Genomic DNA, 22,819 nt, shown 5'->3' with positions numbered 1-22,819 from the left:
GGGGGTTCAGGTCACCGGCGCAGTTCGTCGTCCCGGTAGTGCATATCGAGCCAGCAACGGGGCAGCGGCTCGCCGGAGGGAAACGCCACGTTGACCTTGGCGAAAGGCTCGGGATCGGGAAGATCCTCGCCCCAGTTGTAGCGGCCTTTGAAATGGGTCGCCGACGGATCGAAGAGTGCCGCCGTATCCAGCACCTCCACCAGATGGCCGTTGCTGATGTCCTTGAGAAACATGCCTGGCCTCCATCTCGCTCGCTTTCCCTGAGTATGGACGCGGGGTCCCTGATTGCAAGAACGCCCCCATCGTCACGTCAGTGGCTTCCCCGTCCGAAAGCGAAGGAACAGCTCGCCTTGCCGGTCGCAGCCGAGCACTTCGAACGCCCTGCGGTTTCTGCTGTGCGAACAGGATCGGCAACCTACCCCCGATTTTCTCAGGCATAGCGTGGCGTCGTTGTTTCCCGGACTGCATACTGGGACAGTTTCCTGGAGTTTTCCCCGCAGAAGGGGCACGAGGCGGACCAACTGGAATGAAGGGCTCCTGGCGTGATCTTGCACTCCTCCTCCTGATCGCAGTCGGATTCGCCACCGAGGCTGCCAGTTCGGAGTTGGCGGGCTATTGGTCCTGCCCCACGAAGCTACATCTGGCGGCGGTCGGGCAAAGCGAACTGACCCTGCAGCTGAACACCCGCGCTCATCTGCGTCCCGAGGGTCGTTACGAGAGCGAGGGGGATGCCATCGTGCACCTGGGGAGGTGGCCGCTGACGCTGGCGGCGACGAGCCGTGGGCAATGGGTGCGCGAACAGCAGGACGTCACGGTTACCGTGGAAACGCTGGAACTGTCGCCGGGGTCGACATTGGGCGTTGAACTGCAGCGCCACCTGATCCAGCAGATTACATCGCTGTTCCCGGAGCTCCCGCATACCCAGACCACGCGCATCCTCGCGGAGACACCCACGCAGCTTGTGCTCGAGGACGCGTTTGGCGAGCAATACACCTGCAGCCGGTTGTAAGTCACACGCAGCAACCGACACCCGCCATACCGGAGCCTTTTGATGCGCGGATTCCAAAGGGGTCCACGTAAAGTCAAACAGCGCTTTGGCCGGAAGTCGAGTGCCGGGTAACGTGGATGCGCGGCGATTGGCTAGAATACCTGTCATGGAAGCCATCAGTGAGTTGGGCACCCTTCCCGCGCTGATGGCGGGCATCAGCCTGAGCGCCGCGGCAGGGTTGCGCGTGTTTCTGCCGGTGCTGGCGCTTGGTCTTGCCGCGCGCTTCGGACTGCTGGAACTGGGCGAGCAATTCGCCTGGCTGGCTTCCGACCCGGTGCTGATGGTGGTGGGCATTGCAGCCCTGCTCGAGGTCGGCACCTACTACATCCCCATTGTCGACAACCTGCTCGACACCCTGGCCACGCCGGCGGCCATCGGGGGCGGCACGGTCATCGTCGCGGCGCTACTGCCGGAGATGCACGGGCTGCTGCAGTGGGGCACCGCGGCCCTGCTGGGCGGTGGCGCGGCGGGCATCACGCAGGGCACGACCGTTTTGGCGCGCGGCGTTTCCACGGCCTCGACCGGCGGTCTCGGCAACCCCCTGATCGCGACTTCCGAAACCGGAGGCAGCCTGGTCGCGATCCTGCTCGCCCTGTTGATCCCGGTGGTCTTCGGCGTGGTGGTGATCCTGGTCCTGGCCTGGCTGCTGGTGCGGCTGGTCCGGCTGTTACGCGGCAGGCGACACCGGGCACCGGCTCCCGACCGTTGAGAAAGCGGTCGCATCCCGGCTCAACTGCAGAATCGCCGTCTGCGGGGCTCAATCCCCACAAGGCAAAGCATCGATGAAGCGTACGGCCAGGCCCGATTGCGCTGCGGTAGCGAGTTCCTTATCGTCGCCAGCATCCTTTGCTTTCGACGAGAGAGTGGCATGAAGGTACTGGTCGTCCTCGGGCACCCTCGCGTCGAGAGCCTGTGCGGAGCACTGGCCGGGGCATTCGAAACGGGGGCACGCGAGGCCGGCGCCGAGGTTCGACAGTTACACCTCTCGGCGCTGGAGTTCGACCCCCACGTGCGCACGGAATCGCCGAACCAGCAGCCGCTGGAAGCGGGTTTACGGCAGGCACGGGACCTCATCGTCTGGGCCGAACACCTGGTGTTCGTCTATCCGACCTGGTGGGGCACGATGCCGGCCTTGCTGAAAGGATTCCTGGACCGGGTGTTCACCCCCGGCTTCGCGTTCCGGACCTGCGAGGGCGGTACCGGTTACCAGGGATTGCTCGGCGGACGTTCCGCGCAGCTGATCACGACCATGGATACCCCACCGCTGATTCATCGCCTGGTGTATCGCCAGCCCGGTCGCGAGGCGATGGCGCGTGCGACCCTGGGCTTCTGTGGCATCCGGCCGGTGCGTTCTCTGGTCTTCGGCCCAGTGCGGACCTCCAGCCCGGAGCGGCGCCAGCGCTGGCTGGACCGCGCTCGCCGCCAGGGCCAGAGGCTGCAACGTGGCCGGTTCACACCCAGCGAGCGGCTGCGCGGCAAAGCCGGCTCCTGGCTCCAGGGCCTGCGCCTGCAGTTCTATCCGATGACCTGGCTGGCCTACACGGCCGGGGCACTCGCAGCCGGGCCGCCGGGCGGCGTGTTCGGCAACCCGGTCTTCTGGCTGGGCTACCTCTGCCTGTTCCTGCTGGAGGTTGCGACGGTCCTGAGCAATGAACTGTTGGACTTGCGCAGCGACCGCAGCAACCGCTTCTTCAGCATGTTCACCGGCGGCTCCCGGGTACTGGTCGAAGGCTTGCTGAGCCCGCGGGAGGTCCAGGCCGGCATTGCGGTCAGTCTGGCGGCTTTCGTCGCGGCCACTGTGGCGCTCCTGACCCTGACGCCGGGTTCCGCATCTGCAGCGCTCGCCGTACTGGCACTGCTGACGTTCCTGGCCATCGGCTACACCGTGCCGCCCATGAAACTCAGCTACCGCGGACTGGGCGAGGTCGACGTGGCGGTCACCCACAGCCTCGGCGTGATCCTGTGCGGCTTCGTCTTCCTTGGCGGGCACTGGCAGGACCCGCTGCCGTGGCTGCTGAGCCTGCCGCTGCTGCTGGCAATCCTGCCGTCGATCACCCTATCGGGCATTCCCGACCTCGAGGCCGATGCGGCTGCCGGCAAGCGCACGCTGGCCGTGCGGCTGGGGCGCAGGAATACGCTGTGGCTGGCCACCGCGTTCACAGCGCTCGCGGCGGCTGCGGCAGTGCTGTGGGACCTGCTCGGCCTGGCCGACGGGGCATACGCGGGGATCGCCTATCTGGCCGTGCCCCACGCGTTGTGGCTGGCCTGGCTGCTACATGGACGCATCGAATCCGCGGCCCCTCCGGGCCGCATCGATGGCCTGATGGCGGCTTCCCTCACCTTCATCCTCTGGTTTGGCATCATCCCGGTACTCCGGCTCGCCGGTTGACTCGCAGTCGCCCTAGTCACGCGTACGGTGCCGTGAGGCGCAACCCCGGCCGGTGCCATTCGCATGCGCTCATTGACACCCTGCGCAGGTGACGGGCGCAGGGTGCCTCGAGGCACGACCGGACCGCACCGGAGCAGCGGTCCTGACCCTATCGGCGGACGCCGAAGAGGGTCAGCAGCAGGCCAACCACCACAGCGACACCGCCACCGATGAAGTACCACATGGTCTCATCGGTGAAGCGACCGGTCAGTGCCTCGTGTGCCTGGTCGACGAATGCCTCGGAGGCCTGCCAGCCGAAATAAAGCGCAACGATCCCCGCGACCAGCAGGGCGATACCGAGAATGCGAACAGGGCTCATCCGTGTCCTCCTATGCAAGACCTGCCACTGCCGATATCCGCGATAACGGTTGGCAGTCTCGAGATGGTTGATGGTCGGATCGGCGGCCGGGTCCAGACCCCGGATCACCGATGCGATGGAAAGATCAGATCCGCGGACGTCTGCCGGTGATCATGAACACGAGTGCGAGCACCAGACCGACGACGAACAGGATCCAGGCGATGTTCGTGGCCGCTCCGGCAACACCGGTCAATCCCAAGGCTCCCGCGATGATGGCGACAATCAGAAAGATCAATGCCCAATAGATCATGGCGACCTCCTTGTTACGAGTGGTCCTAATAACTTTAGCAGCCGTGCGGGACCTTTTCCAAAGGAGATCCGTCTCGTACGCGATCGGATAGGGGGTGAATCATCCGCCTGGTTCGAACCCCGGCGAATCTCCGCCGCAAGCCCCGCGACCGGGAAGAGGAGCGAGGCGGCACCCGCCTCGAGGCTGGTCGGAATGGCTCACTCCGTGGTCACCGAGTCTTCATCACTGGTCAACGCGGTGTCCAGCGTATGCCAGGACAGGGTCGCGCACTTGACCCGCATCGGGTACTCGTGAACGCCGGCAAGCGCCCCGAGGTTACCGAGTTCGGCGGGGTCGGTGTGCGGGTGGTCGTTGGTCAGAAGATCGTGCACGTCGGCGAACAGGCGTTGCGCCTCGTCCACCGTTCGCCCTTTCACAGTCTCTGTGAGCATCGACGCGGATGCCATTGAAATTGCACAGCCAACACCGATGAAGCTGACATCCTCGACCCGCCCGCCCACGACCTTTACGAACAGCCGCAACTGGTCCCCGCAGAGCGGGTTGTGTCCGTCCACCGCCCGGGTGGCATCGGGCATATCGCGAAAGTTTCGGGGATGCCGCTTGTGATCCAGGATCAGTTCCTGATAAAGGTCGTTCAGTTCGCTCATGCCAGAAGCTCCCGTGCGTGCCGGAGGGCCGCCGCCAGCCTGTCGACCTCCTCCACGGTGTTGTAGAAGGCCATCGACGCCCGGGAGGTGGCGGGTACCTGGTAGAAGGTCATCACCGGCATCGCGCAGTGGTGGCCGGCGCGGACCGCCAAGCCCCGGTGATCGAGGATCGTGCCCATGTCGTGGGGGTGCACGTCGTCCATCACGAAGGAAACCAATGCAACCTTGTCCCGCGCCTCGCCGATGACGCGCAGACCCGGTATGTCCTTCAGTCGATCGGTGGCGTACTCCAGCAAGCGGTGCTCGTAGGCCATCACGGCGCTCCAGTCCAGCTTCTCGAGGTACTCGATCGCCCGACCCAGACCAATGGCGCCGGCGATATCCGGGGTGCCTGCCTCGAATCGATGCGGCAGTCCGGCGAAGGTGGTTTTCTCGAAGCTCACCGTGCGGATCATCTCGCCGCCGCCCTGGTACGGGGGCATCGCCTGCAGCAGGCTCTCGCGCCCGTAGAGGACACCGATGCCGGTGGGCCCGAACAGCTTGTGCCCCGAGAAGGCATAGAAGTCGCAATCCAGCGCCTGGACGTCCACCCGCATGTGCGGCATGGCCTGGGCACCGTCCAGCAGCACGGGAACCCCGTGTTCATGTGCCATCGCAACAACTTGCCGTACGGGATTGATGGTACCGAGCGCATTGGACACGTGCGTCAGCGCGATCAGGCGCGTGCGGGCACTGAACAGGCCGGGCAACGCCTCCAGGTCCAACTCCCCTGCCGGGGTGATCGGCAACACCCGCAGGACGACGCCGGTCCGCTCGCGCAGCAGTTGCCAGGGCACGATGTTCGCATGGTGCTCCATCGCGGTGATGATGACCTCGTCACCCTCGCGCAACCCCTGACCGAAGCTGGACGCCACCAGGTTGATGGCCTCGGTAGTGCCGCGCACGAACACGATCTCGCGAGCGGACGGGGCATTGATAAACCGTCGCACCGACTCGCGGGCGGCCTCGAAATCCGTCGTTGCCCGTTCCGCGAGCGCGTGGACGCCGCGGTGCACATTGGCATTGTCGCGCCGGTAGTACCGGTCCATCGCCTCGATCACCGACTGCGGTTTCTGCGTGGTCGCGGCGTTGTCGAGGTAGGCCAGCGGGTGACCATGCACCTCCTGATCCAGGATCGGGAAGTCCCGGCGCACGCGCGCAACATCCCAGTCGGCATCCGACCTGGGTTTGACAATCGCATTCATGGCAACGCCCTCGGCAGCTTTCGCGGCTCGGATCCCCTATCCCATTCGCAAACCAACCTCCCGTGGGGCCGGCCCGGCCGCTGACCAACAAGAGTAGACGAGTTCAACCACATGCTCCGAGCCTCGACCCAATCCGACGCCCGGGTCAAGTTACAGGATCAAGAGCGGCGTCTCTGGGGTCGGACCAAGCCAAGCCATTGTTAAATCTGTTAAAAGATGCCCAAATAAGGGTGGATCAATGCCTTAAAGGGCCATTTTGGGTGCCAAAAATGGGCGTTTAAGAAGAAGGGATCGAGTCTCCAGAACATTCCCGGCGCACAAGGGCAGCCCGAAGGGGCGCGCCAGGGGTTTCCGCTGTTAGGGCGTCGTTTTGGATGCCCAAAATGGCCCTTTAAGCGCTTTTTCGGGGTGTTTTTTCGCCTCAATTACTATAGGGATCAATGGGTTGGCTTGGTCCGACCCCTGTGGCTGGCGTTTCACTCCCACTCGATGGTGGCGGGAGGCTTACCGGAAATGTCGTAGGTGACACGAGATATACCGTCTATCTCATTGATTATTCTTCGAGAGACGAGGTCGAGAAACTCGTATGGCAGATGTGCCCAGCGCGCGGTCATGAAGTCGATGGTCTCGACGGCTCGCAGGGCGACCACGTAATCGTAGCGACGGCCGTCACCCATCACGCCGACGGAACGCACCGGCAGGAATACCGCGAAGGCCTGGGAAACCTGGTCGTAGAGATCCGCGCGGCGCAGTTCCTCGATGAAGATGTCGTCGGCACGCCGCAGCAGGTCGGCGTATTCCTTCTTCACCTCGCCCAGGATGCGCACGCCCAGCCCCGGGCCGGGGAATGGATGTCTGTATACCATCTCGGAGGGCAGGCCCAGTTCCACGCCGATCTTCCGCACCTCGTCCTTGAACAGCTCGCGCAGCGGCTCGACCAGGCCCATCTTCATGTGTTCCGGCAAGCCGCCGACGTTGTGATGGGACTTGATCACGTGGGCCTTGCCGGTCTTGGAGCCCGCCGACTCGATCACGTCCGGGTAGATCGTCCCCTGCGCCAGCCAGCGCGCATTGACCAGCTTTCCGGCCTCCTCGTCGAAGACGTCGATGAACAGTCCGCCGATGATCTTGCGCTTCTTCTCGGGATCGCTGACGCCTTCCAGCGCCTTCAGGAAGCGCTGCTCGGCATCGACCCGGATCACCGTGACGCCCATGTGCCGGGCGAAGGTGGCCATCACCTGGTCGCCTTCATGCAGACGCAGCAGACCCGTATCCACGAATACGCAGGTCAGCTGGTCACCAATCGCCTTGTGCAACAGGGCGCCGACCACCGAGGAATCCACCCCGCCGGAGAGACCCAGCAGCACGTGGTCGGAGCCGACCTGCTCGCGCACCCGACCGATCATGTCGTCGATGATGTTGTCTGCGGTCCACAGGTCCTCGCAGCCGCAGATTTCATGGAGGAAGCGCGACAGGATGCGCTTGCCCTGGCGGGTGTGCGTGACCTCCGGATGGAACTGCACGCCGTAAAACCCGCGTTCCTCGTCGGCCATGCCGGCAATGGGGGCGGAGTCGGTCGAGCACATGAGCTTGAAGCCGGGGGGCAGTGCGGTAACGCGGTCCCCGTGCGACATCCACACATCCAGCAGCCCGTAGCCCTCGGCCGTCGTGTGGTCCTCGATATCGGTCAGGAGGCGGGTGTGACCACGGGCACGGACCTGCGCATAGCCAAACTCGCGGTGACTTGAGGGTTCGACCTTTCCACCCAGCTGCGCGGCCATGGTCTGCATGCCGTAACAGATGCCGAACACCGGAACCCCCAGTTCGAAGACCAGGGCCTCAGCACGCGGCGGATCCGCCATGTTCACAGACTCCGGGCCGCCCGAGAGGATGATGCCACTGGGGGCGAAGTCCCGCATGGCCTCCGGGTTCATGTCCCAGGGATGGATCTCCGAGTAGACCCCCGCCTCGCGCACGCGCCGAGCGATCAGCTGGGTGTACTGGGAACCGAAATCCAGCACCAGGATCCGGTGTGCATGTACGTCTTGAGTCATCTCGTCACCCAGTCATCAAGGGAAAACCACCTGATTATCACGCAAGATCTGCGGGCCGCTCTGTCGTGAAAACACTCTTTCCGCATCAGCCTTCCCAGGAGGTGAACCCTCTCGGCGATCTGGCGCCGGGAAACCCATCGGCCAGGGGCTGGCCTCCTACGTCCGCTCCCGTGAGACGCGGCCGGATACCGATCAGCCGCGCGATCGATCATCAGTCGCGCCGGTAATTCGGTGCTTCCTTGGTGATCGCAACGTCGTGGACGTGACTCTCGCGCATGCCCGCCGAGGTGACCCGCACGAACTGCGGCTTGGTCCGCATTTCCTCGATCGAGCGCGCTCCGACATAGCCCATGGAGGAGCGCAGCCCGCCGGTCAACTGGTGGATGATCGCGGTGATCGACCCCTTGTAGGGAACACGGCCCTCGATCCCCTCGGGCACGAACTTCTCGGGACCGGTGTCGACATCCTGGAAGTAGCGGTCCGAAGAGCCCTGCTGCATCGCGCCGAGCGAGCCCATCCCGCGGTAGGACTTGTACGACCGCCCCTGGTAGAGCTCAACTTCGCCAGGCGCCTCCTCGGTTCCGGCAAACAGGGACCCGAGCATCACGCTGTGGGCGCCAGCCGCGATCGCCTTCGCGAGATCCCCAGAGAACCGCACGCCGCCATCGGCAATCAGCGGGATTCCCGTGCCCTCCAGAGCGGCAGCGACATTGGCGATCGCCGTGATCTGCGGAACCCCAACGCCGGCAACGATGCGGGTGGTGCAGATGGACCCGGGCCCGATGCCGACCTTGACCGCGTCGGCCCCGGCCGCGACCAGATCGCGGGCCGCATCGGCGGTGGCGATGTTGCCGCCGACGACCTGCACATCGGGATAGTGCTGCTTGACCCAGCGCACCCGGTCGAGCACACCCTGGGAATGACCATGGGCGGTATCGACCACGATCACGTCGACGCCGGCCTCGACCAGCGCCGTGACCCGCTCATCGGTGCCGGCACCCACGCCCACGGCGGCGCCGACCCGCAGCCGGCCCCGATCGTCCTTGCAGGCGCCCGGATGCTCGGAGGACTTCTGGATGTCCTTCACGGTAATCATTCCGCGCAGTTCGAAACGGTCGTTCACGACCAGCACCTTCTCGATACGGTACTTGTGCAGCAACCCCATCACATGGTTCTTGTCGGCACCCTCCGGCACCGTGATGAGGCGGTCCTTCGGGGTCATGATCTCGGATACCGGTGCATGCATGCGGGTCTCGAAGCGCAGGTCCCGGGAGGTCACGATCCCGACCAGATCGGTGCCGTCCACGACCGGAACCCCGGAGATCCGGTTCGCGCGGGTCAGTTCCATCACCTCGCCGATGCTGGTGCCGGGAGCGACCGTGATCGGGTCGCTGATGACCCCGGCCTCGAATTTCTTCACCTGGCGGACCTGCTCGGCCTGGGCCTCGATGCTCATGTTCTTGTGCACGATACCGATCCCGCCTTCCTGGGCCATGGCAATCGCCAGCCGCGCCTCGGTCACGGTGTCCATCGCCGCCGAAAGCAGCGGCGAGCCGAGAGTGATCTCCCGGGTCAGGTGAGTGGACAGGTCGACGTCACGGGGCATGACGGTGGAGTGTCCGGGGAGCAGGAGCACGTCGTCGAAGGTAAGGGCTTCCGCGAGTATGCGCATGGGCTGCTCCTGAGGTTGGGGCGTGGGAAAACGGAAATAGCCGATCAGTATAAAATTCGCGGGGATCCTGGTAAAGGAAACCCGCACCAATCCTGCGAGCGCGGCGCGCGATGCAAGACCTTTCTGGCTGCCCAGGAGGCGGAGACCGGGGCCTTCCCTGCCAACTCTCCTGCCCTCGGACGCGCCACCACGAAGGATGAAAGCGCGGGTGCCTATGGAGTGCGGCGGCTTGCCGCCGCTGTGGGGAGCTGGGTTATCCCCGACGCCGAATGGCGGGAGCAAGCTCCCGCACTCCATAAGTCGTCCGCAGCCCCCCGGCTGACGATGAAAAGCCGCAAACGGTAGGTCGGGTTAGCCCAAAGGGCGTAACCCGACGGGTCTCGCACCCACCCATGGCCGCAAAACAGCGTCTTCCCCGGCACCCGGCACGTCGGGTTACGCTACGCTAACCCGATCTACAGAACTGGGCCGTGTAATTTGACGTTAAGCTGCGAGGCCCAACGAAGCCATACCGCCGGAGCCACATGGCGAACGAGCGAAGCGTCCTCAGCGTCAGCGAACTGAATCAGCAGGCCGACGACCTGCTGCGCGCCGCCCTGGGCGCGGTGTGGGTCGAGGGCGAGGTCTCCAACCTCAAGCGCTATGCCTCAGGGCACCGGTATTTCTCGCTCAAGGACGCAACCGCGAGTATCAGCTGCACGCTTTTCCGGGGGCAGAGCCGCAACGCAGCCGCCTTTGCCGACGGCGACCGGGTTCAGATCCTGGGCCGCGCAGGCGTCTACACGGCCCGCGGCCAATTCCAGCTCATCGTCGAACGGCTGGAGGCTGCCGGAGAGGGCCGCCTGCTGGCAGAGTTCCAACGCCTGAAGGCGCGGCTGCTCGCGGAGGGACTGTTCGAGCCCGAACGCAAGCTACCGCTTCCGCCCCTCGTGCACCGGCTTGGCGTGATCACCTCGCCCCAGGGCGATGTCCGCCACGACATCGCCCGCACGCTGGCACGGCGTTTCCCGCTGCTGTTGCCCTTCAAGCTTTACCCCGTTGCAGTACAGGGCGCCGCGGCAGCGCCCCAGATCGTGCGGGCGCTGGAACAGGCCGGCGAGGAGGCCGTGGTGGACGTGTTGATCCTCGCCCGTGGTGGCGGCTCGCTGGAGGACCTCTGGGCCTTCAACGAGGAGACGGTCGCCCGCGCAATCGCCGCCTGTCCGATCCCGGTGGTCACGGGGATCGGCCATGAGACCGACACGACCATCGCCGACTACGTCGCCGATCTGCGCGCCTCGACGCCCACCGCGGCGGCAGAGGCCGTAAGCCCGGATGGAGCGATGCTCAGGCGCCGGTTGGCCGAGTCCCGGACGCGGATGCGCCAGGCGCTCGCCAGCCAGCTAAGGGCACGCCGGCAGTCTTTGGCGCAGGCGCTGGCGCGGCTGCGCCGCATGCACCCGGGCCGGCGCCTGGAACAGCATCTGCTGCGCCTGGACGAACTGCGCGGCCGGCTGGACCGGGGGGTTCGCCGTCAGGGGGAGCGCCAGCGGTCCCGGCTGCGTCAACTGGCGCTGGAACTGCGGCTGCACAGCCCAGCGCATCGTATTCGGACCTTCCAGGCCCGCCTCCAGCAGCTGCGGCATCGCCTCCTGCAGGCGCGCCCGTCCCGGCAGCTGCAGCTGCAGCGGGGCCGGCTGGAGGGCCTGCACGAACGCCTCCGGCGCGAAGTACGCAACCGGCTCGGCCGGGACCGGTCGCGGCTGGACGGCGTCGCCGGAAGGCTGAGGGCCCTGGACCCCGATGCCGTCCTGCAGCGCGGTTACAGCATCCTGATGACCCCCGACCAGCGGGTGATCCGCAGTGCCGAACCGGAACTCGCCAACGCCCGCCTGCGCGCGCGGCTGGCCCGGGGCGAGCTGGATCTGCAGGTTCTCGAAGTTCGCACCCAATCCGCCGCCCGGAAGAAGCCCGTGTAGGAGGCCAGCCTCCTGGCCGACCGGGCTTGCCCGGCGGAGCTGTCGCCGAGAGGGCTCGCCTCCTACAACCCGGCCTCCCAGGCCAACCGGTGCCAGCGTTCCAGACTGTCCAGGTCGACATGACCGGCCACTGGCGGCTCTCCCGCCTGCACCGTCACCGGGACGCCGGGCTCGCCGAAGCCGTCCAGCACCGCCACGGCACCGGAGAAGTCCTGTCCCTCGGTGTAGTCGTTGGTGGTCACCACGACCGCCAAACCGGCGCCCTTGGCCGCCCGCACGCCATTGTCCGAGTCCTCCAATGCCAGGCAGGCCCGGGCCGGCAGGGCCAGTTCCGCCAGCGCGCGATGGAAAATATCGGGTGCCGGCTTCTTGGCCGGCACGATGTCGCCGGCCGCGATCACCTCGAACCACCCGATCCCCTCCTCGCCCAGCGTGGCCCGCAGCAGGGTGGTCACGTTTTCCGGGGTCGTGGTGGTCGCTATCGCCAGCCGCAGTCCCGCAGCGCGCGCCTCCTGCAGCAATCGCCGAACGCCCGGCCGCAGCGGGATCGCGCCCGTCTCCAGCAACGCGACATAGTGGCGGGTCTTGGCGGCATGCAGGGCTCGGATACGCGCGTCGATATCCGGCTCCTGCAGCAGCGCCGGCCAGTCCTCGGAGAGAAATTTCCTGATGCGTTCCTTGCCGCCGGTCACCGACAACAACGCCCCGTACCGGGCGACGTCCCAGTGCCAGTCCAGGCCGGCCTCGGCGAAGGCCCGGTTGAAGGCCACCCGGTGGCCATCCCGCTCGGTATCGGCGAGCGTGCCGTCGACATCGAAGATCAGCGCAGCGAGTCTGTCCATGCAATCCTCCCGGAACCGGCCCGAGCAGTCCGCCCGGACAAGCGTTTCAGGACCCCGCCAACGGCAACATACCGAGCGTCGCGCGATCCCGGAGCACCCCGGGGGGCTTGCCGTCGGGGTCCGACTCTGATACTAAAGGCGCCCATTTCATGCTGGAGATCAGCGACGATGGCTGCAAACCCGAAGAACGCCAAGCCCTCCTCCAAGCACATGGTCGCGAGCGGCATCGCCGCGTATGAGCCGGAAGCGGGCGAAGAATATATGAGCAAGGCGCAGCTCGCACATTTCCGGGAACTCCTGCTGATGTGGAAACAGGAGCTGGTGGAAGAAGTGAGCCGCACCGTCGGGCACATGAAGCAGGATGCGGCGAATTTCGCCGATCCCGCCGATCGCGCGACCCAGGAAGAGGAGTTTGGGCTGGAACTGCGCGCCCGGGACCGGGAACGCAAGCTGTGCAAGAAGATCGACGAGGCTCTGCGCAACATCGATCTCGGCAACTACGGCTACTGCGAGGCCTGCGGCGTCGATATCGGCATCCGCCGCCTTGAGGCGCGCCCGACCGCGACGCTGTGCATCGACTGCAAGACGCTGGCCGAGATCAAGGAGAAACAGATGGCATGAGGGCCGGCCACCCTCCCCGGCGCCAGCCGGCGACGTCTTGACCACGTACGTCGGCCGCTTCGCGCCCACCCCTTCGGGCCCGCTCCACCCGGGCTCCCTGACCGCAGCCGTGATCTCATGGCTGGACGCCCGCAGCCAGGACGGTCGCTGGCATCTGCGCATCGACGATATCGATCGCCCGCGCGCCGTAGCGGGAGCCAGCGACGCCATCCTCCGTGCCCTCGACTGCTTCGGCCTGTCCTGGGATGGTCCCGTCGTCCGTCAGAGCCAGCGCGGGCAGGCCTACGAGGAGGCTGCAAGGCAGCTGCTGTCGTGTGGGCATGCCTTTGACTGTGGCTGCTCCCGCAAGGACGTGGTCACCGCCGGGCAGCCCGGCTGGGAGGGCCCCGTCTACCCGGGCACCTGTCGCAATGGCCTCCCTGCCGGACGCAAGGCACGGGCCCTCAGGTTGCGGGCGGTCCAGCGCCACTGGACGCTGGTGGACCGTTGTCTCGGCCCGCTCGGCTTCGACCTGCATTGGCTGGGCGGTGACTTCGTGATCCGGCGCGCCGACGGCTTCTTCGCCTATCAGCTCGCGACGGTGGTGGATGACATCGATCTCGGAGTCACCGATGTCGTGCGGGGCATCGACCTCCTCGGCTCGGTACCCCGGCAGATGCAGTTGTATCAGTCCCTGGGCCGGAGCGCCCCGCGCTATCTCCACCATCCGGTGGTGATTGCGGGCAACCGTCTCAAGCTCGCGAAGTCCTCCGGGGCCACCCCTATCCACTGTCGTGACGCCGGCGCTTTCCTGGCCCGGGTGCTGACCGCGATCGGCGTCCCCGGGATCGAAGCCGACTTTGCGGCCAGCGGAGCCCGCGCCGCCGGCGAATTGCTTGAGCATGCGCGCTCCCATTGGCATTCCCGCTTCTTGCCCACGGGTCCGATTCCCGAGGCGTTCCTGCGCCAGGGTGACCAACCTGCGCCGGGGCGACTAAAGTGAACGGAATATCATGAAGGCCGTGCAACCGCGAACATCAGGCCGGCGCCATTAGGCGTGTGTAGGGGCAATGCATGATGAGAAACCTCGCAGATCGCGGACCCGGCAGGGCAGACTGCCAATGAACCCGTCCGTTGGCGTGTTGCTCGTCGTCGTGGGAATCCTGCTGTTCCTGTCGCCGCTCGTTCCCTGGGTGGCCACGGTGGCACCGGCATGGTGGTGGCCGTTCGCGGCCTGGGCCGCGTTCATCGCCCTGATCGCCGTCAGCATGATGAACCGCCGTGACCCTTAGTCTCGGGCTGCTCTACACGGTCGGGGTCATTTACCTGGCGCTGCTGTTCGGCATCGCCTTCGCTGCCGAACGCACGCGGACCCTCGGAAGCCTGGCCGGCAACGCCTGGGTCTACACCCTGTCCCTGGGTGTCTATGCGACCTCGTGGACGTTCTACGGCAACCTGGGTTTTCTCGAGACCCACGGGTATCTGTACCTGACGATCTACCTTGGCGTGACCCTCGCGTTCGCCGCGACGCCATGGTTGCTGCGTCCGATCCTGCGACTGGCCCGCGAACACCAGTTGACCTCACTCGCCGACCTCTTCGCCTTCCGCTACCGCAGCCGCCTCACAGGCCCTGTGGTCGCCCTGTTCATGCTGGCTGGTGTACTCCCCTATATCGCGCTGCAGATCAAGGCGGTGGCGGAATCCGCCGCAGTCCTGACGGCGGACACCCCACCCCACCTCCTGGCATTGACGTTCAGCGCCACCATCGCTCTGTTCGCGGTCCTGTTCGGCGCCCGTCACATCTCGCCGCGCGAGAAGCACTCGGGCCTGGTCGTCGCCATCGCCTTCGAGTCGCTGGTCAAGCTGGTGGCGCTGCTGACCATCGCCGGCATCGGCCTGTTCGCGGTCTTCGGCGGACTGGCCGGCCTGGATGCCTGGCTGGAGCGGCATCCCGAAGCGGTCACCGCACTGTACTCGCCCGTACTCGAAGGGGGCTGGTTCAGCCTGATGGTGCTGGCCTTCGCTGCCGCATTTCTGCTGCCCCGGCAATTCCACATGCTGTTCACCGAGAACATCAACCCGAGGGCCCTGACCCAGGCGGCATGGGGGTTTCCACTCTTCCTGCTGCTGCTCAACCTGCCGATGCCCGTGCTGTACTGGGCCGGGCAGGCCGCCGACCTGACCCAGGACACGAATTACTTCGCCCTGGGATTGGCCGCGTGGCTCGAATCGCCGACGCTGGCCCTGCTGGTCTTCATCGGCGGTCTTTCCGCCGCCAGCGCAATGATGATCGTAACGACGCTGGCTCTGGCCAACATGGGCATGAACTACCTGTCGCTGCCGGCCCGGGTGCGTGAACGCAGGACACTGTCGGCGAACCTCTACCGCAACCTGCTGTGGGGTCGGCGCATGTGGATCGTCCTGATCATCGCGCTGGGCTACGGCTTCTACGGGCTCCTGCAGGTGGTCGAGGGGCTGGCCCAGCTGGGCCTGATCTCTTTCGCCGCGGTCACCCAGTTCCTCCCCGGGCTGGTCGGCCTCCTGCTGTGGCCGCGCGCGACCCGGGTCGGGTTCCTGCTCGGTCTGGGTGCCGGCATCCTCGGCTGGTTCTTCAGCCTGGTGGCGCCGCTGCTGGGTAACGCCGGAATCTGGGCGTCGGCACCGCAACTGCAGCAGGCCCTCGGCGCCGGGGAATTCGATGCCTGGACCTTCGCGCTGACAGTGAGCCTGGGTGCGAACACCCTGCTGTTCGTTCTCGGTTCGCTGCTTTCGCGCCCGAACCAGGAGGAGATCGAGGCCGGACAGGCCTGCTGTCCCGGCGGATCCTTCTCTCCGACTGCCGGTCTGCCGCTGGCCCGCGACGTCACCGAGATGGAGGCGGAACTGGGCGCCACGCTTGGGACGATGCCCGCCCGGCACGAAGTGCAGCGGGCCCTGGACGACCTGGGCCTGCCGCGCCACACGCGTTCGCGGCGCGATCTGCAGCGCCTGCGCGAGCGCATCGAGCGCAACCTGTCCGGCTTGCTGGGCCCGGTCCTCGCCCGCATGATCGTGGACCAGCACCTGCGCCTGGACGCCGCCGGACGCTCCAGTCTCGGCGAGAGCCTGCGCCGCATCGAACAGCAGCTGGAAGACGCCAGGCTGCCGCTGACCGGCCTGGCCGCCGAACTCGACGCCCTGCGCCGTTTCCACCGGCAGATCCTGCACGAACTGCCGCTGGGCGTGTGCAGCACGACCGCGGGGGGTGAAATCACCGGCTGGAACCACGCCCTGCGCGTCCTCACGGGCATTTCCACGGACAGCGCCGTCGGCCAGCTGATCGAGCGGCTGGAACGGCCGTGGGGTGGGCTGCTGCAGGCCTTCCTCGAGAGCGGGGATCGCCAGATCTACAAGCTGAACCTCGAAACGCGTCACGGACCGCGGCGGCTGAACCTGCACAAGTCTTCCCTGGAGGTGGTCGCAGGCCGCCGCGAGGGCTATGTCATCCTGATCGAGGACGTGACCGCCCGGGTGCAGCTGGAGAGCGAGGTCGCGCACAGCGACCGCCTCGCCTCGATCGGCCGCTTCGCCGCCGGCGTCGCCCATGAGATCGGCAATCCGCTGGCCGGCATCGCATCGTTGGCACAGACCCTGCCTCTGGAAGACGATCCCGCCGAAATCCGTGACATCGCCGACGACATCGTCGGGCAAACCCACCGCATCAACGCCATCGTGCAGTCGCTGATCGCATTCGCCCATTCCGATACCCCTCCGCGCAGCGGATTCGAACCGGTGACCCTGGACGATCTGGTCGCCGAGGCGATTCGCCTGACGCGCCTGGCGGGGCGCAAGGACATCCACTACGACCTTTCGGGACTTGCAGGCCTGGCCATCCAGGGCGCGCGGCCCAAGCTGCTGCAGGTCTTCATCAATCTCCTGACGAACGCGGAACAGGCGTCACCGCCCGCCGCCACCATCGGTATCCGTGCCCAACAGACGGGCAGCAGGGTGCGCCTCGAGATTCACGATCAGGGCCCGGGGATCGAGGAGACCACGATCGACCGTCTGTTCGAACCCTTCTTCACGACCAAGCCGGCCGGGCAGGGTACCGGCCTGGGTCTGCCGGTGGCCTACAGCATCGTACAGGACCACGGTGGTAGCCTTGTGGCGACCAATGCACCGGAAGGCGGTGCCCAATTCATCCTGACCTTTCCGCTTGGCGTAACCACATGACACGCATTCTTCTGGTCGACGACGAGGCTGCCATCCGCCGTGGCGTACGGCGCTTCCTGGAACACCAGGGATTCGAGGTCGCGCTGGCCGAGGACCTTGCCGGTGCGCGCCGGCTGGCCACCAGCGGGGAATTCGACCTTTTGCTGGCCGACCTGCGCCTCCCCGACGGCGAGGGCACCACTCTGATCGGGGAATACCCGCGGCTGCCCACGGTGATCATGACCAGCTATGCCTCCGTGCCCTCCGCGGTCGAGGCGATGAAGTCGGGCGCGATCGACTACATCGCCAAGCCCTTCGACCACGATGCCCTGCTCCTGACGCTGCGCGCGGCCCTGCGCAGCAATGAGCAAAGCCGGGAGCGGATGGCCGCCGTACCCGAGTCCGCAGAGGACTGCGGGCTGATTGGCCAGACCCCCGGCATCGCGACCCTGCGCAAACAGATCCGCAGGGTCGCGGCAGCGAATTCCACCGTGCTGATCCGGGGTGAGTCGGGTACCGGCAAGGAGGTGGCTGCGCGCGCGATGCATACGCTGAGCCCGCGCGCCGGCCAGCCCTTCGTTCCCGTGAACTGCGCCTCCATCCCCGAGGGACTGGTGGAGGCCGAATTGTTCGGGCACGCCCAGGGCGCCTACACCGGAGCGGTCAAGGCGCGCGCAGGCCTCGTCGAGGCTGCCCACGGCGGCGTGCTGTTCCTGGACGAGATCGGGGAACTGGCACCCGCCGCGCAGGCCCGTCTGCTGCGGGTGCTCCAGGAGGGAGAGATCCGACCGGTGGGAGCGAACCAGGCCCGGCGTGTCGATGTGCGACTCCTCGCTGCGACGCACCGCGATCTCGAGGCGATGATCGACGCGGGTGAATTCCGGGCCGATCTCTACTATCGCCTGCGCGTGCTGGAGATCCGGATTCCTCCACTGCGGGAGCGCATGGAGGACCTGACCCTGCTCGCGGAACGCTTCCTGCTTGAACTCGAGGACCGGTTCGGCAAGAGGGGCCTGGCATTGGGCGAGGAGGCCGTCGCACGCATGATGCAGTACATGTGGCCGGGTAACGTCCGCGAACTGAAGAATGCCCTCGAGCGCGCGGTGGTTCTGTCGGAGGGCAGCCGTATCGATTGGGAACACCTGGGACTCGCCGCTTCGGCCGCGGAACCGCGGGGACACCCGGGTAGCCTGAGCGACTACTTCCGACGCTTCGTGCTGGAGAACCAGGGACAGATGAACGAGACCCAGCTCGCCCGGGCCCTGGGCATCAGCCGCAAGACGCTCTGGGAGCGGCGGCAGCGTGAGAACCTGCCGCGGACTTGACGATCGGCTTCCGGACGAAGCCGCGGCTTCGCCAGAACCGGCCGCACACGAGACGCTGCGTTACCTTCCGTAACGGCGACGTGTTACGGAGCGTAACGTCACGACCCCGGATGCAAACCGGGCCGACGAGTAACCCATTCATTCCCAACGGACACCCATGTCTGGCGTGAGTATTGCAGTACCGAGGGCTCACTCGCTTGCACCAGGCACCCATGTCCGACGCGCTCGACACAACCCGGGAATTCCTCAGCGCCCATGCCCCGTTCGACCGGCTGGAGGCAGACGCACTCGAGTTCCTGTTGCCGCGCCTGGAGACCCGCTTCTACGCCAGTGGCGATCGCATCACCGATCCGGACCACGGCCCGGCGCAGCGCTTCCACATCATCCGCCAGGGCCGGATTCGTGGTGAGACGCCCAGCGAAGACGAACAGATTTCGGGCAAGGCCTGGGAACTGATCCCCGGCGAGTCCTTCCCGATCGGGGCGCTGCTGGGGCGCCGTCCGGTGCATACGGTGCATCGCGCACTCGAGGACACGATCTGCCTCGAACTCTCGGTCGAGGACTTCGACCGACTGCGGTCGCGTTCCCAGGTCTTCAACGACTTCTGCTCGCGGCGCCTTGCCAGCCTGCTGGACCGGGTCCACCAGGGGCTGCTCAGCCAGGGCATGGGCAACGGGGGCGGCGGCAGCGGGCAGTTGAATACCCCTCTGGGAGCACGGATCGCCAAGGAACCCGTGACCTGCAGCCCCGACACCCCGTTGCGGACCGCCCTGACCACCATGCGCGACCAGCGGGTCGGCTCGATCGTCGCGGTCGACGGGGCGCAACGGCCGGTCGGAATCTTCACCATGACCGACCTGCTCGGTCGCGTCGCGCTGCAGGAGGTCGACCTCGACACCCCGCTGCAGCAGGTGATGACCCCCGATCCGATTGCGCTTGCGGACTCCGCGCTGGGATTCGAGGGCATCGAGACCATGGCCGAACACGGGATGAAGCACATCTGCGTGGTCGCCGACGGGCGCCTGGTGGGGGTACTCGGGGAGCGCGATCTGCTGACCTCCAATCCGCTGACGCTCGACCGCATGGTGCGGGGCATCCTTCGTGCCGAAGCGGTCGGCACCATCGCCGACCACCTCCGCGAGGTTCCACGCATGATCGGCGCCGTGATCAGCCAGGGGGCGGAAGCCGACCAGATCCTGCGCCTGATCACCCGCATCAACGATCACGCGACCCGCCGGGTGCTGGCCCTGATGCGTCGGCAACACGATATCAACGGTATCGATTTCACCTGGCTCGCCTTCGGTTCCCAGGCGCGCGAGGAACAGGCCCTGCGCACGGACCAGGACAACGGCATCCTGTTCCAGTGCGAGAAGGGACAGGAGGACGCGACACGGGAGCGGCTGCTCCCCTTCGCCCAGGATGTGAACAAGGCGCTTGATGAGTGCGGCTTCGACCTCTGCCCCGGAAACATCATGGCCGGGAATCCGGAGTGCTGCCTGAGCGGCCCGGAATGGGACCGGCGCTTCAGCCGCTGGATCGAACAGGGCACGCCGGAGCACCTGCTGAAGAGTTCGATTTTCTTCGACCTGCGAACCATCGACGGCGATGCCGACCCGGTGGAATCCCTGCGGTCGCAGATGCTGCGCAAGACCGCTTTCAACAGCCGCTTCCGGCGCCAGATGGCCGCCAACCAGATGAGTATCCGCCCGCCGCTGGGATTGTTCGGCGAGATCCGCAGCGGCGCCGACGGCATCAACATCAAGCTCCAGGGCCTGACGCCCTTCGTCGACGGCGCCCGGGTCATGGCGTTGGCGGCGGAACTCCCCGCCACCCGCTCTCACGAGCGGCTGGACCAGGCCGTTGCCAGCGAGGTGCTGCGCGAAAACGATGCCCGCGACTATCATGCCGCCCTGCGCTATCTGCAGATGCTGCGCCTGCGTACGCAGCAGCGTGCGCTGGATGCAGGGCGCGAGGACAGCAACCGAATCCGACCGGAGGACCTCGGGACCCTTGAGGCGCGCGTGCTCAAGGAGGCCTTCCGGCAGGCCCGCAAGCTGCAGGGGCAGCTCGCGGTTCAGTACCAGCTCTGACCATGTGTCGGAGGAGACCTTTCACACCAAGACCTAAGGAGAAATCCCATGACACAAGAGGAAAGCAGAGCCGCCTACTGGCGAGCGAATCTGCGGCTGCTCGCCATACTGCTGACGATCTGGTTCGTCGTTTCCTTCGGGTTCGGCATCCTGTTGTCACAGCCGCTGAACGCCTTCAGCCTCGGCGGTTACCCGCTGGGCTTCTGGTTCGCGCAACAGGGTTCGATCTACACCTTCATCATCCTGATCTTTTTCTACGCCTGGCGCATGAACGTGCTGGACCGTAAGTTCGACGTGCACGAGGAGTAAGAAAAAATGGATCTCAAGACTCTAAGTTTTATCGTCGTCGGCTTTACCTTCGCCATCTACATCGCCATCGCGATCTGGGCCAAGGCCAGCACCACGTCCGAGTTCTACGTCGCCGGCAAGGGCATTCATCCGACGCTGAACGGCATGGCGACCGCGGCCGACTGGATGTCGGCGGCCAGCTTCATCTCCATGGCGGGCCTGATCGCCTTCCTCGGCTTCACCGGCGGCGCCTACCTGATGGGCTGGACCGGTGGCTACGTGCTGATGGCGCTGCTGCTCGCCCCTTACCTGCGCAAGTTCGGAAAGTTCACCGTGCCCGAGTTCATCGGTGACCGGTTCTACTCGAAGACCGCACGCATCGTTGCGGTGATCAGCCTGCTCGTGATGTCGATCACCTACGTGATCGGGCAGATGCGCGGGGTCGGGATCGCCTTCTCCAACATCCTCGAGGTGGAACTGGCGACCGGCCTGTACGCGGGCATGGCGGTGGTCTTCATCTACGCCGTGTTCGGCGGTATGAAGGGCATTACCTACACCCAGATCGCGCAGTACGTGATCATGATCTTCGCGTACACGGTACCTGCGGTGTTCATCGCCATCCAGCTGACCGGGCAGCCGTTCCCGCAGATCGGCCTCGGCGGGACGCTGGCGGGCGAGGATACCTACCTGCTCGACGCCCTGGACAAGACGCTGATGGATCTGGGCTTCGCGGCCTACACGTCGGTTGCCGGCATGACCATGCTGAACATGTTCCTGCTGACCCTGGCGCTGATGATCGGCACCGCGGGTCTGCCGCACGTGATCATCCGCTTCTTCACCGTGCCGCGTGTCCGTGACGCCCGCAAGTCCGCTGGCTGGGCGCTGGTGTTCATCGGCATCCTGTACACGACTGCCCCCGCCGTTGGCGCGATGGCCATGTACAACTTCATCAACACGGTCCAGCCAGGGCCAGTCGGCGACCCCCAGGGCAACGTGATCATCGAGGAACGTCCCGACTGGATGCTGCGCTGGGAGCGCACGGGCCTGCTGCAGTGGGAAGACAAGAACGAAGACGGCCGCCTGCAGTACTACAACGAGGCCAACACCGAGTTCGCCGAGATGGCGCGTGAGGAGTTTGGCTGGGAAGGCAGCGAGTTCACCCGGATCGACCGTGACATCATGGTGCTCGCCAACCCGCAGATTGCAGGCCTGCCCAACTGGGTGATCGCGCTGGTCGCGGCAGGAGGTATCGCTGCGGCATTGTCGACAGCGGCGGGGTTGCTGTTGGCAATTTCGTCGTCGATATCCCATGACCTGCTCAAGGGCGTGTTCATGCCGAGGATATCGGAGAAACGCGAGTTGATGGCCGGACGCATATCGATGGGGGCCGCGATCCTGTTCGCGGGCTACCTTGGACTGAATCCACCCGGCTTCGCGGCCGAGGTGGTGGCACTGGCGTTCGGTCTGGCCGCGGCCAGCCTGTTCCCGACGCTGATGATGGGCATCTTCTTCAAGCGCATCAATCGTGAAGGCGCCATCGTCGGTATGCTCGTCGGCCTCGCCAGCACCCTGCTGTACATCTTCCTGTTCAAGGGCTGGTTCTTCTTCCCGGGCACGAACGTGTTCCCGGATACCGCCGAGTACTGGCTGTTCGGCATCAACCCGACCGGCTTCGGCGTGATCGGCGCGATCCTGAACTTCGTTGCCGCCTATGCCGTATCCAGCATCACCAAGGCCCCGCCCGAGCATATCCAGAAGCTCGTGGAAGAGGTCCGCGTGCCGCGCGTGGGTACGAGTTAAGCAACCCGCCCGCCTTCAGGCCCG

The 22,819-nt window shown here is 65.9% G+C and carries 20 protein-coding genes; 12 read left to right on the top strand and 8 right to left on the bottom strand.

Going from position 1 to position 22,819, the window contains the following annotated elements:
* Positions 1–11 precede the first annotated feature (11 nt).
* Positions 12–233, bottom strand: coding sequence for an acetyltransferase (locus EA346_RS13180; protein WP_296759364.1), 222 nt, complete (start codon positions 231–233; stop codon positions 12–14).
* A gap of 293 nt (positions 234–526) precedes the next feature.
* On the opposite strand from EA346_RS13180, the gene EA346_RS13175 reads away from it, so the two are divergent.
* From EA346_RS13175 to EA346_RS13165, 3 genes are all read left to right on the top strand, one after another.
* Positions 527–1,009 (top strand): hypothetical protein, encoded by a 483-nt coding sequence (locus tag EA346_RS13175; RefSeq protein ID WP_296759362.1) that lies wholly within the window; start codon positions 527–529, stop codon positions 1,007–1,009.
* A 145-nt stretch (positions 1,010–1,154) separates the two neighbouring features.
* Positions 1,155–1,757 carry a DUF4126 domain-containing protein gene (locus EA346_RS13170; RefSeq protein ID WP_296759359.1) on the top strand — a complete coding sequence of 201 codons (603 nt, stop codon included), beginning with the start codon at positions 1,155–1,157 and terminating at the stop codon, positions 1,755–1,757.
* Positions 1,758–1,916: 159 nt separating this feature from the next.
* The gene (locus EA346_RS13165) at positions 1,917–3,437 is read left to right on the top strand and encodes an NAD(P)H-dependent oxidoreductase (protein ID WP_296759356.1); all 1,521 of its coding nucleotides are present in this window, start codon (positions 1,917–1,919) and stop codon (positions 3,435–3,437) included.
* A gap of 148 nt (positions 3,438–3,585) precedes the next feature.
* Here EA346_RS13165 and EA346_RS13160 read toward each other — a convergent pair whose 3' ends face one another.
* The 6 genes from EA346_RS13160 to guaB form a co-directional block, all read right to left on the bottom strand.
* Entirely contained in the window at positions 3,586–3,795 is a 210-nt protein-coding gene (locus tag EA346_RS13160) for a DUF3185 family protein (RefSeq protein ID WP_296759353.1), read from the bottom strand.
* A 124-nt stretch (positions 3,796–3,919) separates the two neighbouring features.
* Positions 3,920–4,084, bottom strand: coding sequence for a DUF1328 domain-containing protein (locus EA346_RS13155; RefSeq protein WP_296759351.1), 165 nt, complete (start codon positions 4,082–4,084; stop codon positions 3,920–3,922).
* Positions 4,085–4,281: 197 nt separating this feature from the next.
* Positions 4,282–4,731 (bottom strand): Fe-S cluster assembly sulfur transfer protein SufU, encoded by a 450-nt coding sequence (gene sufU, locus EA346_RS13150; RefSeq protein WP_296759348.1) that lies wholly within the window; start codon positions 4,729–4,731, stop codon positions 4,282–4,284.
* The gene (locus tag EA346_RS13145; RefSeq protein WP_296759346.1) at positions 4,728–5,975 is read right to left on the bottom strand and encodes a cysteine desulfurase; all 1,248 of its coding nucleotides are present in this window, start codon (positions 5,973–5,975) and stop codon (positions 4,728–4,730) included. Before EA346_RS13145 ends, sufU begins: the two co-directional genes overlap by 4 nt.
* Before the next feature lie 476 nt (positions 5,976–6,451).
* Positions 6,452–8,029 (bottom strand): glutamine-hydrolyzing GMP synthase, encoded by a 1,578-nt coding sequence (gene guaA / locus EA346_RS13140; protein WP_296759343.1) that lies wholly within the window; start codon positions 8,027–8,029, stop codon positions 6,452–6,454.
* A gap of 211 nt (positions 8,030–8,240) precedes the next feature.
* Positions 8,241–9,701 (bottom strand): IMP dehydrogenase, encoded by a 1,461-nt coding sequence (gene guaB / locus EA346_RS13135; RefSeq protein ID WP_296759341.1) that lies wholly within the window; start codon positions 9,699–9,701, stop codon positions 8,241–8,243.
* A gap of 524 nt (positions 9,702–10,225) precedes the next feature.
* Between guaB and xseA the strand changes: the two genes are divergently transcribed.
* On the top strand, positions 10,226–11,659 hold the full coding sequence (xseA, locus tag EA346_RS13130; RefSeq protein ID WP_296759339.1) for an exodeoxyribonuclease VII large subunit: 1,434 nt from the start codon (positions 10,226–10,228) through the stop codon (positions 11,657–11,659).
* A 62-nt stretch (positions 11,660–11,721) separates the two neighbouring features.
* Here xseA and EA346_RS13125 read toward each other — a convergent pair whose 3' ends face one another.
* Positions 11,722–12,501 (bottom strand): HAD-IA family hydrolase, encoded by a 780-nt coding sequence (locus EA346_RS13125; protein WP_296759337.1) that lies wholly within the window; start codon positions 12,499–12,501, stop codon positions 11,722–11,724.
* Positions 12,502–12,669: 168 nt separating this feature from the next.
* Here EA346_RS13125 and dksA point away from each other — a divergent pair, with 168 nt between their 5' ends.
* From dksA to EA346_RS13085, 8 genes are all read left to right on the top strand, one after another.
* Positions 12,670–13,122 (top strand): RNA polymerase-binding protein DksA, encoded by a 453-nt coding sequence (gene dksA / locus EA346_RS13120; RefSeq protein ID WP_296748767.1) that lies wholly within the window; start codon positions 12,670–12,672, stop codon positions 13,120–13,122.
* A gap of 37 nt (positions 13,123–13,159) precedes the next feature.
* Positions 13,160–14,104: a tRNA glutamyl-Q(34) synthetase GluQRS gene (gene gluQRS / locus EA346_RS13115; RefSeq protein WP_296759335.1), complete on the top strand. Its 945-nt coding sequence runs from the start codon at positions 13,160–13,162 to the stop codon at positions 14,102–14,104.
* Positions 14,105–14,222: 118 nt separating this feature from the next.
* Entirely contained in the window at positions 14,223–14,393 is a 171-nt protein-coding gene (locus EA346_RS13110) for a hypothetical protein (RefSeq protein WP_296759334.1), read from the top strand.
* A complete protein-coding gene (locus EA346_RS13105) occupies positions 14,383–17,313 on the top strand; it encodes an ATP-binding protein (RefSeq protein ID WP_296759332.1) in 2,931 nt (976 codons plus the stop codon). Before EA346_RS13110 ends, EA346_RS13105 begins: the two co-directional genes overlap by 11 nt.
* Complete coding sequence (locus EA346_RS13100; protein WP_296759331.1) at positions 17,310–18,617, top strand: sigma-54 dependent transcriptional regulator; 1,308 nt, start codon at positions 17,310–17,312, stop codon at positions 18,615–18,617. The genes EA346_RS13105 and EA346_RS13100 overlap by 4 nt, the downstream gene beginning before the upstream one ends.
* 212 nt (positions 18,618–18,829) lie before the next feature.
* Complete coding sequence (locus tag EA346_RS13095; RefSeq protein WP_296759328.1) at positions 18,830–20,707, top strand: DUF294 nucleotidyltransferase-like domain-containing protein; 1,878 nt, start codon at positions 18,830–18,832, stop codon at positions 20,705–20,707.
* 48 nt (positions 20,708–20,755) lie between these two features.
* Entirely contained in the window at positions 20,756–21,016 is a 261-nt protein-coding gene (locus EA346_RS13090; protein ID WP_296759325.1) for a DUF4212 domain-containing protein, read from the top strand.
* A gap of 6 nt (positions 21,017–21,022) precedes the next feature.
* A complete protein-coding gene (locus EA346_RS13085) occupies positions 21,023–22,795 on the top strand; it encodes a sodium:solute symporter family protein (RefSeq protein WP_296759323.1) in 1,773 nt (590 codons plus the stop codon).
* The last annotated feature ends 24 nt before the right edge of the window (positions 22,796–22,819 follow it).

Source organism: Thioalkalivibrio sp. (assembly GCF_007692535.1).
In the GTDB taxonomy this organism is placed as follows: Bacteria; Pseudomonadota; Gammaproteobacteria; order Ectothiorhodospirales; family Ectothiorhodospiraceae; genus Thioalkalivibrio.
Note: the sequence above shows the minus strand (reverse complement) of the source record. Positions and strands in the feature narration are given on the sequence as shown.